Origin of the sequence: Marinomonas sp. MED121, assembly GCF_000153025.1 — a bacterium.
In the GTDB taxonomy this organism is placed as follows: Bacteria; Pseudomonadota; Gammaproteobacteria; order Pseudomonadales; family Marinomonadaceae; genus Marinomonas.
Genome location: NZ_CH672431.1, coordinates 728378 through 743733, shown reverse-complemented (window position 1 = coordinate 743733; position 15356 = coordinate 728378). Strand labels below are relative to the sequence as shown.

The 15356-nt window shown below is 42.2% G+C and carries 12 protein-coding genes and 2 tRNA genes; 7 read left to right on the top strand and 7 right to left on the bottom strand.

The window, feature by feature from the left end:
- Positions 1 to 462 precede the first annotated feature (462 nt).
- The 6 genes from MED121_RS14970 to tkt form a co-directional block, all read right to left on the bottom strand.
- Positions 463 to 547, bottom strand: a tRNA-Leu gene (locus tag MED121_RS14970).
- A 483-nt stretch (positions 548 to 1030) separates the two neighbouring features.
- Positions 1031 to 1115, bottom strand: a tRNA-Leu gene (locus MED121_RS14965).
- A gap of 118 nt (positions 1116 to 1233) precedes the next feature.
- A complete protein-coding gene (gene fba, locus MED121_RS14960) occupies positions 1234 to 2301 on the bottom strand; it encodes a class II fructose-bisphosphate aldolase (RefSeq protein ID WP_009834569.1) in 1068 nt (355 codons plus the stop codon).
- Positions 2302 to 2487: 186 nt separating this feature from the next.
- Positions 2488 to 3645 (bottom strand): phosphoglycerate kinase, encoded by a 1158-nt coding sequence (locus MED121_RS14955; protein ID WP_009834568.1) that lies wholly within the window; start codon positions 3643 to 3645, stop codon positions 2488 to 2490.
- Between the two features lie 78 nt (positions 3646 to 3723).
- A complete protein-coding gene (locus MED121_RS14950) occupies positions 3724 to 4746 on the bottom strand; it encodes a glyceraldehyde 3-phosphate dehydrogenase NAD-binding domain-containing protein (RefSeq protein ID WP_009834567.1) in 1023 nt (340 codons plus the stop codon).
- 60 nt (positions 4747 to 4806) lie between these two features.
- Entirely contained in the window at positions 4807 to 6807 is a 2001-nt protein-coding gene (gene tkt, locus MED121_RS14945) for a transketolase (protein ID WP_009834566.1), read from the bottom strand.
- A gap of 373 nt (positions 6808 to 7180) precedes the next feature.
- On the opposite strand from tkt, the gene metK reads away from it, so the two are divergent.
- From metK to MED121_RS14910, 7 genes are all read left to right on the top strand, one after another.
- Positions 7181 to 8344, top strand: coding sequence for a methionine adenosyltransferase (metK, locus tag MED121_RS14940; protein WP_009834565.1), 1164 nt, complete (start codon positions 7181 to 7183; stop codon positions 8342 to 8344).
- A gap of 134 nt (positions 8345 to 8478) precedes the next feature.
- Entirely contained in the window at positions 8479 to 9213 is a 735-nt protein-coding gene (locus tag MED121_RS14935; RefSeq protein ID WP_009834564.1) for a 16S rRNA (uracil(1498)-N(3))-methyltransferase, read from the top strand.
- Positions 9214 to 9344: 131 nt separating this feature from the next.
- Positions 9345 to 10835: a TolC family outer membrane protein gene (locus MED121_RS14930; protein ID WP_009834563.1), complete on the top strand. Its 1491-nt coding sequence runs from the start codon at positions 9345 to 9347 to the stop codon at positions 10833 to 10835.
- A gap of 3 nt (positions 10836 to 10838) precedes the next feature.
- Positions 10839 to 11444, top strand: coding sequence for an OmpA family protein (locus tag MED121_RS14925; protein ID WP_009834562.1), 606 nt, complete (start codon positions 10839 to 10841; stop codon positions 11442 to 11444).
- A 331-nt stretch (positions 11445 to 11775) separates the two neighbouring features.
- A complete protein-coding gene (locus MED121_RS14920) occupies positions 11776 to 12339 on the top strand; it encodes an OmpA family protein (protein ID WP_242603211.1) in 564 nt (187 codons plus the stop codon).
- A gap of 137 nt (positions 12340 to 12476) precedes the next feature.
- Positions 12477 to 13424, top strand: a complete 948-nt coding sequence (gshB, locus tag MED121_RS14915; RefSeq protein ID WP_036180574.1) for a glutathione synthase — start codon at positions 12477 to 12479, stop codon at positions 13422 to 13424.
- Positions 13425 to 13433: 9 nt separating this feature from the next.
- The gene (locus tag MED121_RS14910; protein WP_036180571.1) at positions 13434 to 14297 is read left to right on the top strand and encodes an energy transducer TonB; all 864 of its coding nucleotides are present in this window, start codon (positions 13434 to 13436) and stop codon (positions 14295 to 14297) included.
- Between the two features lie 176 nt (positions 14298 to 14473).
- Here the strand turns inward: MED121_RS14910 and rpoH are convergent, their stop codons facing one another.
- Positions 14474 to 15349: an RNA polymerase sigma factor RpoH gene (gene rpoH / locus MED121_RS14905; protein ID WP_009834557.1), complete on the bottom strand. Its 876-nt coding sequence runs from the start codon at positions 15347 to 15349 to the stop codon at positions 14474 to 14476.
- Positions 15350 to 15356 lie beyond the last annotated feature (7 nt).

Genomic DNA, 15356 nt, shown 5'->3' with positions numbered 1-15356 from the left:
CCAAACTGGGCTATTTTCTACAGACAAAAAAAAAACGACACTTAAAAGTATCGATTTCTTTGCTTTTCAAAAGTAATGACTTGGTGCGGAAGGAGAGGCTCGACTTGTCTTTCATAAAAAGCCACGTCATAAAGCACTTACACCCAAAACCAACGCACCTAAAACCAATACAACTAAAGCCTAGCACCCCTAATCAAACCATTTTCTAAAGACGAAAAAAAACCGACGCTTAAAAAGTATCGGATGTTTTGCTCTTTAAAAGCTAATAGCTTGGTGCGGAAGGAGAGACTCGACTTGTCTTTCATAAAAAGCCACGCCGTAAAGCGCTTACATCCAAAACCAACGCACGTAAAACCAACACACCTAAAACCAACACACCTAAAGCCTAGAACTTCTCATCAACCCATTTTCTACAGACGAAAAAAAACCGACACTTAAAAAGTATCGGTTTTTTCGAATTCTTGGTGCGGAAGGAGAGACTCGAACTCTCACGCCGTAAAGCACTGGTACCTAAAACCAGCGTGTCTACCAATTCCACCACTCCCGCAAAGAGTGGGCGAGATTATAGGTTAGTTTGAATTTCAGTCAAGCGTTTTATGAAAAATAGTTTAATTATTTCCCAAGCGGCTCAAAATCAAATGATTCGCCAGTCTCGACCCCTTCTCTAGAAAGATAATAGTTTGATGACAAACAAGAAAGTCGTCTTTTGTACAACAAGAAGCCACCCTAAAAAGCTCTGCCGTAAAGCACTTACACCTAAAACCAACACACTTAAAACCTAGCACACCTAATCAAACCATTTTCTACAGACGAAAAAAAAACCGACACTTAAAAAGTATCGGCTTCTTTGCTCTTCAAAGGTAATAGCTTGGTGCGGAAGGAGAGGCTCGACTTGTCTTTTATAAAAAGCCACGCCGTAAAGCACTTACTCCTAAAACCAACGCACCTAAAACCTAGCACCCCTAATCAAATCATTTTCTACAGACGAAAAAAAACCGACACTTAAAAAGTATCGGTTTTTTCGAATTCTTGGTGCGGAAGGAGAGACTCGAACTCTCACGCCGTAAAGCACTGGTACCTAAAACCAGCGTGTCTACCAATTCCACCACTCCCGCAAGGAATGGCGAGCATTATATGCAAGTCAGATTCTTCGTCAACTGTTTTTTTGCAATTTAGAGAAAAAAACAGTTAAAAAGAGCTAACTTAGCGAACGCCCATGCCATTCATCAACAATTAAAACTTACGACCATTCGCGTATTCGCCACGCTCGTAGCGTACTGCCATTTCTTCAAGATCAATGGTACGAATACGAGATGCTTGACCAGCACAACCAAACGCTTCATAACGATCAATACACACAGCCTTCATCGCTTTAATACTTTCAGTTAAATATTTACGTGGGTCAAAGTTACCCTTGTGCTCTGCAAGACTACGACGTATCGCCCCAGTTGCCGCTAGACGTAAATCTGTATCGATATTCACTTTACGTACACCGTAGCGAATCGCTTTCACTATCTCTTCTACTGGCACACCGTAAGTTTCTGGAATGTCACCACCGTATTCATTGATGATTTCTAACCAGTCTTGAGGCACAGAAGAAGAGCCATGTAAGACAATGTGCGTATTTGGCAATAATTCAACAATTTTGCTGATACGTTCGATATCAAGAATGTCACCAGTAGGTGGACGCGTAAATTTGTAAGCTCCATGACTAGTACCGATCGCAACAGCCAAAGCATCGATACCGGTTGCATTAACAAATTCAACCGCTTCAGCAGGATCTGTCAGCATTTGAGAATGAGATAAAGTACCTTCAGCACCCACACCATCTTCTTCTCCAGCTTGGCCTGTTTCTAGTGAACCTAGGCAACCTAGTTCACCTTCTACAGACACACCACAAGCATGAGCAAACTCAACGGTACGACGCGTCACATCAACATTGTACTCATAGCTAGAAGGTGTCTTGCCGTTAGCTAATAAAGAGCCGTCCATCATGACAGACGAAAAGCCTAACTGAATTGAACGCTGACAAATCGCAGGAGAAGTACCATGATCTTGGTGCATCACGACAGGGATATGAGGATAGTCTTCAATTGCCGCAGCAATAAGGTGACGTAAGAAATGAGAGCCTGCATACTTACGAGCACCAGCAGATGCTTGCATAATAACAGGTGAATTCACTTCATCTGCGGCTTCCATGATAGCTTTAACTTGTTCCATGTTGTTCACATTAAATGCAGGTAGACCATAGCTATGTTCTGCTGCATGATCCAACAATTGGCGCATACTAATTAGTGGCATAAAAGTTTCCTCTGACAATACGTCCCTAAGAGATTATTAACGGGCTAAGTTTAATTTTTATGACTCTCTAGTGTTATTAGCTTTATATGATACGTTGCCATATAAAGTTGGCTTTCGCCTTATAATTGTATTTCTGGTTATTAGCTATAAACGCTAACAACCTATTATTCTGTTATTAGAGCAAGCTTAAGCGCGAGACTCAAGCATAGCAACGGCAGGTAGCACCTTACCTTCTACAAATTCTAAGAAAGCACCGCCGCCAGTTGAAATATATGAAACTTGATCTTGAATTTCATACTTATCAACGGCTGCTAAAGTATCACCACCGCCAGCAATAGAAAAACCAGTGCTATCGGCAATTGCCATAGATAAGGTTTTAGTTCCTTCACCAAACTGGTCAATTTCAAATACACCTACAGGGCCATTCCAAATGATGGTTTGCGCATCACCTAAAAGCCCAGCTAATGTTGCTGCAGTTTTTGGACCAATATCCAAAATCATGTCATCTTCGGCAACATCCGCAACATTTTTAATTGTTGCTTCTGCACTGGCTGAGAACTCTTTCGCAACCACAACATCTTCAGGGATCGGAATGGATGTTTTTGCCATCAGTGCTTTCGCTTGTGGGATTAAATCTTTTTCATATAAAGATTTACCCACTGGGAAACCTGCTGCCGCTAGGAAAGTATTCGCAATACCACCACCCACAATAAGCTGATCAACTTTATCAGACAAAGATTCAAGCACAGTTAACTTGGTTGATACTTTAGAGCCACCTACAATTGCAGCCATTGGGCGCTTAGGTTGTGCTAATGCTTTTTCTAACGCATCTAGTTCAGCGGCTAACAGTGGCCCTGCACAAGCAATCGGAGCATATTTAGCAACACCATGGGTAGAGGCTTGCGCTCTGTGAGCAGTACCAAATGCATCCATTACAAACACATCGCATAATGCTGCCATTTTTTGCGCTAACGCATCATTGTCTTTCTTCTCACCAGAATTAAATCGAACATTTTCAACTAAAACGATCTGACCGGCTTCAACCTCAACGCCATCTAGCCAATCCTTTTGTAGAGGCACATCTTGTCCTAATAACTTAGATAGGTGATTTGCAACAGGTAGCATTGAGTAAGCATCTTCGTACTCACCTTCCGTAGGCCTACCGAGATGAGACATAACAATCACTTTTGCCCCTGCACTTAAAGCATGCTGAATAGTAGGTAAAGCAGCACGAATACGTGCATCACTGGTCACAACACCATCTTTTACCGGCACATTTAAGTCTTCACGGATTAAAACTTTTTTGCCACTTAGATCCAGATCTAGCATTTTTATGACTGACATTGTTGCTCCTAGTAAAAAGTAAGTTATCTTTTCGCCATTGTTATCATTCAGATAACAATCAATCAGTAGGTATTCACCCTACTTCTTTTGCAATTCTTGCGCCCAATAGGCAGCGACATCTAGCATACGGTTCGCGTACGCCCATTCATTATCAAACCAACACAGCAGCTTAACTAATCGGCCATCAACCACCTTGGTTTGAGTCGCATCGATAATGACGGATCTTGCATCATGGTTAAAATCTACCGATGCATGCGCTTCTTCTGAGTAGCCTAATATGCCTTCATATTTAGTTTGGGAGAGCAGTTTAAAATATTCATTTACTCGCTCAACGGTGACAGGTTTATGCGTTCTTACCACCATATCTATCACTGAGACATTTAAGGTCGGTACACGCACAGCATTACACGCAATTTTGCCACCTAATTCAGGCAGCATGCGCCCTATTCCCTTTGCTAATCCAGTATCGACAGGAATAATGGAACTTAAAGCGGCGCGAGTTAAGCGTAAATCCTTAGTATGATAGGCATCAATCACTGGCTGATCATTCATAGCCGAATGAATGGTTTGTGTCGTGCCATGCTCGACACCCACTAAAGAGGTTAATGCATCTAACACTGGAATAAGGCAATTGGTAGTACAGGATGCGGCTGAGATAATTTTCAAATCAGGCTTAATATGCTTATTGTTAAAACCATACACTATGGTTGACTCAGCATCGGCATCAGCCGGTTGCGATAAAAGTAATCTTGGCACACCAGCATCAATAAATGTCTGCGCTTTTTCTACCGTAGAAAAACTACCAGAGCACTCAAGTAGCAAGTCAATATCAAGTGCTTGCCAATCAATCTCATGGGGGTTTTCGTGCGCCATCACCTTAATTTCATCATCCGCGACAACTAGCATACCCTGCTTCTCAGCGACAGGATAAGGAAAGCGCCCATGTGTCGTATCATAGCGAGTCAAATAGCTGATCGTTTCTAAGTCAGACAATTCATTAATTGCGACCACTTGAATTTGATCACGATAGCCACCTTCATATAACGCTCTTAAAACAGAACGACCTATACGACCATACCCATTGATTGCAACTCTAAGCATATTCTCTTTAACTTTTTTTATTAAAATACAAAAAAGGGGCCGAAGCCCCTTTTGAGCTGTTTAGGCAGACAAGACTTTTTCAGCCGTCGCCACAACATTTTCAACACTAAATCCAAAGTGCTTAAGCAAGACGCCACCAGGAGCTGACTCACCGAAAGTTGTCATGCCAACTGTTGCACCTTCAAAGCCAACATACTTGTACCAGAAGTCAACATGAGACGCTTCGATAGCCACACGCTTAGTAACAGTACGAGGTAATACAGACTCTTTATATGCCGCATCTTGTGCATCAAAAGTCGTTGTTGAAGGCATAGAAACTACACGTACTTTCTTACCTTGTTCTGTTAATACCGCCGCAGAGTCTAGTGCTAATTGCACTTCAGAACCTGTCGCAATCAAGATAAGGTCAGCAGTACCTTCACAGTCAGATAGTACATAGCCACCTTTAGCAACATCATTTAGCTGAGTCGCTGTACGTGCTTGCGCTTTAAGACCTGGCGGGGAGAGGCCAAGAGAGTTGGGACGGTCACGACGCTCAATAGACGCTTTCCAAGCCACAGCTGTTTTTGTTGCATCACATGGACGCCATACAGACATATTTGGTGTCATACGTAGGTTAGCGAGTTGTTCAACTGGCTGGTGAGTTGGACCATCTTCCCCTTGGCCAATAGAGTCATGAGTGTAAACAAAAACGTTCTGAATACCCATCAAAGCAGACATACGCACAGCATTACGAGCGTATTCCATGAACATCATGAAAGTCGCGCCGTAGTTAATGAAACCGCCATGAAGAGACACACCATTCATGATGCCGCTCATACCGAATTCACGCACACCATAGTAGATATAGTTACCAACAGCATCATCTTGGATACCTTTAGAACCAGACCATAGAGTCAAGTTAGAACCAGCAAGGTCAGCAGAACCACCTAGTAACTCAGGTAATGCCGCGCCGAAAGCGCCAATGGTATTTTGAGACGCTTTACGACTCGCAATATTTTCTGCTTTTTCTTGGCACTCTTGAATGTAAGCATTGGCTTTTGCTTCGAAATCAGCTGGCAGTTCACCTTTAATCACACGACGCTCGTATTCAGCCGCTAATTCTGGGTGAGCTGCTTGGTAAGCTGCAAACTTATCATTCCATGCAGATTCAGCAGATGCGCCGTTCTCTTTAGCATCCCAACCTTGATAAACATCAGCAGGAATTTCAAAAGGGGCATGTTCCCAGTTTAGGAATTCACGTGCTGCTGCGATTTCAGCGTCACCTAGTGGTGCACCGTGACAATCGTGGCTGCCAGACTTGTTAGGTGAACCAAAGCCAATCACTGTTTTACAGCAGATCATAGAAGGCTTATCTGTCACAGATTGCGCTTCTTCAATCGCGGCTTTGATTGCAACCGGATCATGTCCATCAACATCCGCAATGACATGCCAGCCATAAGATTCAAAACGTTTAGGAGTATTATCAGTAAACCAACCTTCAACGTGACCATCAATGGAAATACCATTGTCGTCCCAGAATGCAACAAGCTTACCTAAACCTAAGGTACCTGCTAGTGAGCAAGCTTCGTGAGAGATACCTTCCATTAGGCAACCATCACCTAGGAAGCAGTAGGTAAAGTGATCAACTAGATCATGGCCTTCACGGTTAAACTGAGCAGCCAATGTACGTTCAGCAATTGCCATACCTACAGCATTACTGATACCAGCGCCTAATGGGCCGGTCGTTGTTTCAACACCTTCTGTGTAACCATACTCAGGGTGTCCAGGTGTTTTAGAATGCAGTTGACGGAACTGTTGAAGTTCTTCAATTGGCAAAGCATAACCAGACAAATGCAACAGTGAATAGATCAACATAGATCCATGGCCATTGGACAAGATAAAACGGTCACGATCGGCCCATTTTGGATTGCTTGGGTTATGCTTTAGAAAATCATTCCAAAGTACTTCAGCGATATCCGCCATACCCATAGGTGCGCCAGGGTGACCAGAATTGGCCTTTTGCACGGCATCCATACTCAAGGCACGGATAGCATTTGCGAGATCTTTACGAGAAGGCATCTAATTCAGCTCCAGAAAACAGTAAATGGTTACATTAAAATACGGTCGCCCATTTTCACCTCATTCGGCTTAGCTTGCAATCTCATTCAGTGGGAAACGCCCATATTTGACGCATAAAATATAAAAAAAAGATGAATCTATCACCTAATTATCATGTATTTCACCTTCTGAAATACTCGGCAGGCGCTTGATTTTTGATCTAGATTAGTACATTATCTCGGCCGATTACTAAGCGTCGATTTGTCTCGGCTTGCGGACGCTATATAAATTCAGCTAAACAGATGAAGCAGTCGCCTGTTTAGCACCTTATTAAATGCTGAATGGGCTTTTTTGTGCCCATTTAGCCATTACTCAGCTAAAGAGGAGCACTTAAATGTCCGAATATTCTCTATTTACATCGGAATCCGTTTCAGAAGGTCACCCAGATAAAGTGGCTGATCAGGTATCCGATGCCATCCTTGATGCCATCCTAACTGAAGACCCAGAAGCACGTGTCGCCTGCGAAACCTTAGTTAAAACCGGTATGGTATTGGTTGCAGGTGAAGTTCGTACTAATTCATGGGTCGATATTGAAGAAATCACACGTAATGTTGTGCGTGATATAGGTTATAACTCATCTGAAATGGGTTTTGACTGGGAATCATGTGCTGTCATGAATGCAATCGGCAAACAGTCTGCCGATATTGCAGTGGGTGTTGATGAAGCTGATGGCCACGAACAAGGCGCGGGCGACCAAGGCCTAATGTTTGGTTTCGCAACCAATGAAACCGATGTCCTTATGCCAGCACCTATCACTTACGCTCATCGCCTAGTAGAGCGCCAAGCAGAAGTACGTAAAAACGGTACCTTAGATTTCTTACGCCCAGATGCGAAGAGCCAAGTAACTTTCCGTTATGACGAGCAAGGCAAGCCTTGCGCGATTGATGCGGTTGTTCTTTCTACTCAGCACGACGCGAAAGTAACTCAGTCAGACCTTCGTGAAGCGGTTCTTGAAGAAATCATTAAGCCAGTACTGCCAGAAGAATGGTTATCAAATGACACTAAATACTTCATCAACCCAACCGGTCAATTCATTATCGGTGGTCCAGTGGGTGATTGTGGTTTAACTGGTCGTAAAATTATCGTTGATACCTATGGCGGCATGGCACGTCATGGTGGTGGTGCTTTCTCAGGGAAAGACCCATCAAAAGTTGACCGTTCAGCAGCTTATGCAGGTCGCTATGTAGCGAAAAACATTGTTGCTGCGGGTCTTGCTGATAAATGTGAAATCCAAGTGTCTTACGCTATTGGTGTTGCTGAACCAACCTCTATCAGTATCAACACCTTTGGCACAGGTAAAGTCAGTGATGCAGTCATCAGCCAATTAGTACGTGAACATTTCGAGTTACGTCCAGCTGGCCTAGTAAAAATGCTTGATCTGAAACGCCCTATTTATCTTCCAACAGCGGCATATGGTCACTTTGGTCGTGAAGGCGAAAACTTCACTTGGGAAAAAACCGATAAGGCAGCAGCACTTCGTCAAGCAGCCGGGTTATAAGCAGGTATAAAGTTAAGCCTAAAACCAAACAGGCCATTTAAACTTTGTAATGCTAAGCCCCCTTTTAACAGGGGGCTTTTTTATGTCACTATGCCCACTTTTATTAGAAAACCTTTTAAACCTTAGAGATTCTTATGCGCATTCCTCGAATTTATGTAGACCTGCCATTACAAGAAAGCAGTGTATTTGATTTACCTCAGGCTTCATTTCAGCACGTGTGTAAGGTATTAAGGCTTAAAAATGACTATTCTCTTATCCTATTTAACGGTCAAGGCGGTCAGTATCAGGCCAAATTAATCAATGTAGAAAAACGCTCGGCTCAGGTCGAAGTCCTCAATTACCAAGCACTCGAAAATGAGTCACCGATCAAGGTTACCTTAGGCCAAACCCTTTCTCGTGGTGAGCGCATGGACTATGCCATTCAAAAAGCAGTCGAAGCTGGCGTCCATAGGATACAACCCCTCTTTAGTGAACGCTGTGAAGTAAAGCTAAACACTGAACGTCTTGATAAAAAAATCCAACACTGGCAACAAATTGCGATTAGCGCAGCAGAACAAAGTGGTAGAGGCCATGTTCCTGAAGTGTTAAGCCCTATCAATTTGCTGGATTGGACAAGTAACTGTAAAGATATGTTAAAAATCACCATGCATCATCATAGTGCCAAGCCTATTAGCGAAATGTCTGAGCCTGAAGATAAAGCCGTTTCTGTTTTAATAGGCCCAGAAGGTGGATTAACCGAAAGCGAAGTTGAAGCCTCTATACAGCATGGCTTTCAGCCCGTCGCTCTTGGCTCCCGCGTCTTAAGAACCGAAACCGCTCCAGTCGTGATATTAACGTGTATCAACTTACTGTGGGGCGATATTCACTAATTTTTTCACCTCAATAAAGAGATTATTTAGACGCTCAACAAGTCTCAATATACCTAACAGAACAACAACATATTCTGAGTGCATAAACTTTTATGATTAGCCCATAGAATTAAATTATTTTGGACTCGGTTATGGTTAAACATCTCTGCCAATTAGTAACAATTTTTTTTACCAGCCTAGTTTACTGGAATTTTGCGCAGGCCATTACACTTGAAGAAGCAACTTATATTGCCATTGAAAACAACCCTGAAGTGCACCGTACCATCGCCAGCTTCAAAGAGCGAAGCGCCAATACAGCATTAGCATATGATGCCTATTACCCAAGCTTAGATTTAAAACTGGGTATTGGTCATGAAACGACTTATGACTCTGATACCTCATTAACCCGAAGAGAAGCCGCTCTTACCTTTACGCAACCACTTTTTGATGGCTTTGAAACAGAGTTTGAAGTCGATCGAAATACCGCCGAAACTGAAGCCGATCGTTGGGAAGCTCTTATCGCTGTTGAAAATACAGCACTTGAAGTTGCTGAAGCCTATGCCAATGTACTGCGCCAGAGAGAACTGGTTCAATTAGCTGCGATAAACCTAGATACTCACCAGCGTATTTACAGTCAAATCAAGCTAAAAAGTGATGCCGGTGTTGGCCGTCAATCTGATTTAAGCCAGATTACAGCACGACTAGCCAAAGCCCATGCAAATCACTTTGCCGCCATTAACAATCTGCAAGATGCTGATAGTCAATATAATTTTGTCGTAGGCGAGTTACCACCTGAAGAGGTGATCTACCCTGTGCCTGATAGAGACCTGTTACCCGTCTCTTTAGAAGATGCAATAGAACAAGCCATGACAAAGAACCCTGCCATCGAAGGTGCTAACTGGGATGTAAAAGCTACCGAGAGCTTTCAAGAGTCCTCACAGTCTTACAAATACCCGACTGTTGAACTGGTTGTTGAACGTACCTGGGATAACAATCTAGATGGTTCAGAAGGCCCTTCAGAAGATTTATTAGCCATGGTGCGATTGGACTATAATTTATATAACGGTGGCGCGAGCAAAGAAAAAGAAAACATCGCTGTTTATCAAAATATTCAAGCCCGTGAAATTAGACGTAATACACTTCGTGGCACTGAGCTAACCGTGCGCCTCGCATGGGCAGCTTATATTGCAACCCGTGAACAAAAAGAACATATAAGAACCCATGTTATTGCCACTAAAGAGTCTCAGATTGCTTATGAAAAGCAGTTTAGATTAGGCCGTCGTACCTTACTTGACGTATTAGACAGTGAAAATGAACTTTTTCAAGCCCGCCAAGATTATGTTAATGCGGATTATGATGAACTTTTCTCTGAGTTCCGTTTATTTAATGCTAAAGGTGAGCTAATGCGTGCATTTAGGATTTACCGCCCAACCTTACTTGGCTTTGATGATGAGTTTGAAGACGATTCCTATATACCTAATGGCCCAAGTGCCATTGAAGAATTAGAAGCAGCAGAGTCAGAGTTACCCATTCAGGGTCTTGATGGTGAAACAGCCTCTCCCTTTGAAGCTCAAGAAAACAATCAGGGAACACCGGAAGACATATTTAATGTAGATCCTAATACCTTAGAAGGTGGTTGGTGATCCATGTTCCGTTTTGGTTTCGCTATTTTACTGGTGAGCCTTTTTTCTTTTGCTGAAATAACAGTCGCCGAATCTTTGTACGGCAATAAAACCAGACAAGATCATTTAAAAGATGATGATAAAGACGGCGTAATTAATATACGTGATAAATGCTCGCATACGCCACTCAATGCAGCGGTTGATCATTATGGATGTCATGCAAGCAACACTAAATTACTCAGCGTTGAGCTGAATATACTCTTTGTTTCTAATCGTTTTGAAGTCAGACGACGCTACTATAGTGAAGTTAAAAAACTAGCTGATTTTTTGCGCAAGAACCCAAGTAGCAATGTCGTGATTGAAGGCCATACCGATAACACAGGCCATAACCATCATAACCAACAGCTATCACAACAAAGAGCGCAAGCCATTGCTAATATACTCATCAAGACCTTTTCAATTGCTCAATCTAGAGTAAAAGCCATTGGTTATGGTGAAACCCGCCCCATTGCCAGTAACCTATCCGCCCAAGGCAAGGCTAAAAATCGTCGAGTTGTGGCAGAAGTGTTTGCCAGAGATACGGTAGATATCAACAAATGGGATATTTATAGTGTCGATAGAAGTCATTAACCTTAGCTCTTAAAGAGCACCATCTCACCTATAAAAAAACTGACCACCGAAACTCAAAAACCACTTCAGGTTTTCACAATTTCAGCATAAAAGCAGATCAAATCAAGCAATTAAAAGCAACTTAAAGACTTAACTTTGGAAAGCAAAGGTTTATAGCCCATTCACTTTGAGCTAGCCTAATGACAGATAAATTATCTTCTAGGTGAAAAGTGACGACTCAAAAAATAAACCTATTTTCATTTAAGCTAAATAAACATTGCTTAATAAATCACCTTCAGGCTAGTGGTCAATTATGCGACTACATGGCTTCATCTTATTAATAATCGCCTGTTTGCTACCTGAACAAAATGTTTCAGGGTCTCTCTACGGGGATAAAAAATTCATCCGACAACTAAAAGATAATGATAAAGACGGTGTGATTAATATTCGAGATAAATGCAAAAATACCCCCCTGAATGCAAAAGTCGATAATAAAGGCTGTCATAAAACGATTCCTCACAAACTGTATGTTGAACTCAAGGTGTTTTTTGAAACAGACAGCACTGAGATTAGGTTTCAGTATTATAAAGAAATCAAAAAATTAGCTGATTTTATGAAAGATAACCCTAGCAGTAAGGTTGTCATCGAAGGTCACACTGATAATTCAGGCCGGCAGTCCTACAATCAATCCCTTTCTTACAAGAGAGCTCAGGCCATCGCAGACATTCTTATTCAAAGCTTTAAAATTTCAGCAAAAAGGGTCAAAGCCATTGGTTATAGCGAGAGCAGACCAATAGCCAGCAACGCGAGTGCGGAAGGCAAAAAGAAAAATAGACGGGTTGTCGCTGAGATTTCCATTCAAACTAAAATAGATATCAACCGATGGGATATCTATAGTGTCGATGATCCTCAATAATTTTCTTTTTATTTGCCCTATTAATTCTTCTCTGTGACCTTATATTTCTATAGCATCACAACTAATTACAGTTTTATTCCACCTATTGCATAGAATTAATGTCGGTGGCTTATTAATTTCACCCTAGGATATCGCTCATGACTATTAAACTCGGCATAGTAATGGACCCCATTGCGAATATTAATTACAAAAAAGACAGTTCTTTAGCCATGTTATGGGCCGCTGCTGACAAAGGTTGGCAGCTCATTTATATGGAACAAGAAGATCTATACCTAGATTCAGGCAAAGCTTGCGCAATCGCAAAACCTCTTAAGGTGTTTAAAGATCCAGAAAACTTCTACAGCTTAGGTGACAGTGAAAAAATAGCCTTAGGTGACCTTGATGTTATTCTCATGCGTAAAGATCCACCATTTGATAGTGAATTTGTGTATAGCACTATGATTTTGGAACAAGCTGAACGCGATGGTGCAATGGTTGTAAATAACCCAGCTAGCCTTCGAGACTGTAACGAAAAACTATTCGCGACTCAATTCCCCCAATGTTGCCCTGCGGTATTAGTCACACGTCGATCTGATTTACTAAAAGAATTCCATAAAGAGCATGGGGATGTTATTTTTAAACCTCTTGACGGTATGGGTGGCAGTTCAATATTCCGCTTACGTCAGGATGACCCAAATGTCAGTGTCATTATTGAAACCTTGACTAAAATGGGCTGCGAACAAATTATGGCGCAAAAATTCATTCCTGAAATTAAGCAAGGTGACAAACGCATCTTGATCGTTGATGGTGAACCTGTACCTTATGCTTTAGCTCGTATTCCTGCACAAGGAGAGACTCGAGGCAATTTAGCAGCAGGTGGTCGAGGTGAAGGTCGTGAGCTTTCAGAGCGAGATCTATGGATATGCCAGCAGGTCATCCCGACCTTAAAAGAGAAGGGACTCATGTTCGTTGGCTTGGATGTTATTGGTGACTTTTTAACTGAAATTAATGTTACTAGTCCAACCTGTATTCGAGAGTTGAATGACACCTATGGCTTAGACATTGCCATGGATCTAATGAACGCAATTGAAAAGAAACTTAACTAGACGATTTAAATGAACGTGGCCGACAGATTCTCCATAGCACTTTTTTTCGCCATTAGCGTACATGTACTCTTGGTGATGTTTGTCGGCTTTGACTTCGAACTTCCCAGCCCTAAAGCCAAAACACTTGAAATCACACTCGTTCAGCATAAAACCAAAAAGTCAGAAGAAGCAGACTTTATTGCTCAAGCAAATCAGCTGGGCAGCGGCACCGAAATACGCAAACAAAAGCTAACCACGACCGAAGACGCACGCTTTATTGCGGATGACATCTATGAGATTACCCCGCCGGTTCAACCCCAACTTGCATCAAGTCAGCCAAAAGTAGATAACCGCACCATTAGCACTAAAAATAAAGACGCGGCATTTCAAGTCATAGAAGAATCCAGCAATGAAGCAAAAACCTTGGCTGAACAGTTCTTAGGGGAAACCCAGATCCCTAGTCATCTCACAACCGATATAGCGACCTTAGAAGCGCTATTAGATAAACAAAGACAAGCCTATGCGAAACGACCTCGTATTCGCAGATTAACCAGTGTTTCTGCTAAAGCCGCTGTTGATGCCCAGTACCTAGATGACTGGCGTCGTCGAATCGAAAGAATTGGTAATATTCATTACCCTTCAAAAGCCAAACGCGACAAACTTTATGGGCAGTTAAGGTTAGCCGTGATGATTCAACCAAATGGCTATGTGGAAAATATTGAAATACTGCAAAGCTCAGGCATTTTGATTCTAGATGATGCTGCCATGCGCATTGTACGACTAGCAGAGCCTTTCACTAGTTTTCCAAGTGAACTTGCCGCCGAGGTAGATAAGCTTGAGATCATTCGTACTTGGCAGTTCATTCCAGGACATAAGTTACAAAGCCGTCAATAATCTTCTAGCAGCCATCCAATGAAAGGCGCCCTAAAAAAACCTTCCAAACGCTGTGTTCCAAAATCCCTCAGACCAATCACCTTCAGTACAAAAAATGATTTTATAGGCATAAAAAAAGCCTCACAAAAATGAGGCTTTTAGATGTTTACTTTTACTCGTTTTTACAAGAGAAGGACTTAGCTCTTTATGAAAATTGTCCTTTCACCCATAGATGTTCTAATTTTTGCCATGGCATTCTTTTCCAACTGACGAATACGTTCAGCAGAAACACCATACTCATCAGCTAAATCATGCAATGTTGATTTGCTGTCAGATAGCCAGCGTTGCACTAAAATGTTGCGGCTACGCTCATCTAGCTCAGACATAGCTTCTTGCAAGCGACGATTAGAGTCTTCTTCCCAGTTACCATTCTCCGTTAGTGATGCAGGATCGTATCTGTGGTCTTCTAAATAATTGGCAGGAGCCTGGTAAGCGCTATCATCATCGTCATCAGAAGAAGCATCAAACGTTGTATCAGAAGAGCTCATACGACCTTCCATCTGACGAACAACCTCAGGGCTTACACCTAGATCGCCTGCAACAGACTCAACTTCATCGTTGCTAAACCAAGACAAGGTTTTTTTCGCACTACGTAAGTTAAAGAACATTTTACGTTGCGCTTTGGTTGTCGCAACTTTAACAATACGCCAGTTCTTAAGGATAAACTCATGAATCTCAGCCTTAATCCAATGCACAGCAAAGGAAACAAGACGAACACCCACTTCAGGGTTAAAGCGTTTTACCGCTTTCATTAAACCAACGTTACCTTCTTGAATAAGGTCACCTTGGTTCAAACCATAACCTGAATAACTTTTTGCGATATGAACCACAAAACGTAAATGGGACATAACAAGCTGTCTCGCAGCCTCTAGGTCACCATCATAATAAAGACGTTCCGCCAGCTTATTTTCATCTTCTGCTGTCAGAATCGGAATTGTGCTTACTGCTTGAATGTATGACTCAAGGTTTTGACCTGGTGTCATCATATCAACTGGTTGCAGAGCTTTACCCATCTCTATT

Coding starts and splice junctions, on each gene's coding strand:
- gshB (WP_036180574.1), top strand. CDS start 12,477: ATGACTATTAAACTCGGCATAGTAATGGACCCCATTGCGAATATTAAT.
- tkt (WP_009834566.1), bottom strand. CDS start 6,807: ATGCCTTCTCGTAAAGATCTCGCAAATGCTATCCGTGCCTTGAGTATG.
- MED121_RS14955 (WP_009834568.1), bottom strand. CDS start 3,645: ATGTCAGTCATAAAAATGCTAGATCTGGATCTAAGTGGCAAAAAAGTT.
- MED121_RS14950 (WP_009834567.1), bottom strand. CDS start 4,746: ATGCTTAGAGTTGCAATCAATGGGTATGGTCGTATAGGTCGTTCTGTT.
- MED121_RS14930 (WP_009834563.1), top strand. CDS start 9,345: ATGGTTAAACATCTCTGCCAATTAGTAACAATTTTTTTTACCAGCCTA.
- MED121_RS14935 (WP_009834564.1), top strand. CDS start 8,479: ATGCGCATTCCTCGAATTTATGTAGACCTGCCATTACAAGAAAGCAGT.
- fba (WP_009834569.1), bottom strand. CDS start 2,301: ATGCCACTAATTAGTATGCGCCAATTGTTGGATCATGCAGCAGAACAT.
- MED121_RS14910 (WP_036180571.1), top strand. CDS start 13,434: ATGAACGTGGCCGACAGATTCTCCATAGCACTTTTTTTCGCCATTAGC.
- MED121_RS14925 (WP_009834562.1), top strand. CDS start 10,839: ATGTTCCGTTTTGGTTTCGCTATTTTACTGGTGAGCCTTTTTTCTTTT.
- rpoH (WP_009834557.1), bottom strand. CDS start 15,349: ATGGGTAAAGCTCTGCAACCAGTTGATATGATGACACCAGGTCAAAAC.
- metK (WP_009834565.1), top strand. CDS start 7,181: ATGTCCGAATATTCTCTATTTACATCGGAATCCGTTTCAGAAGGTCAC.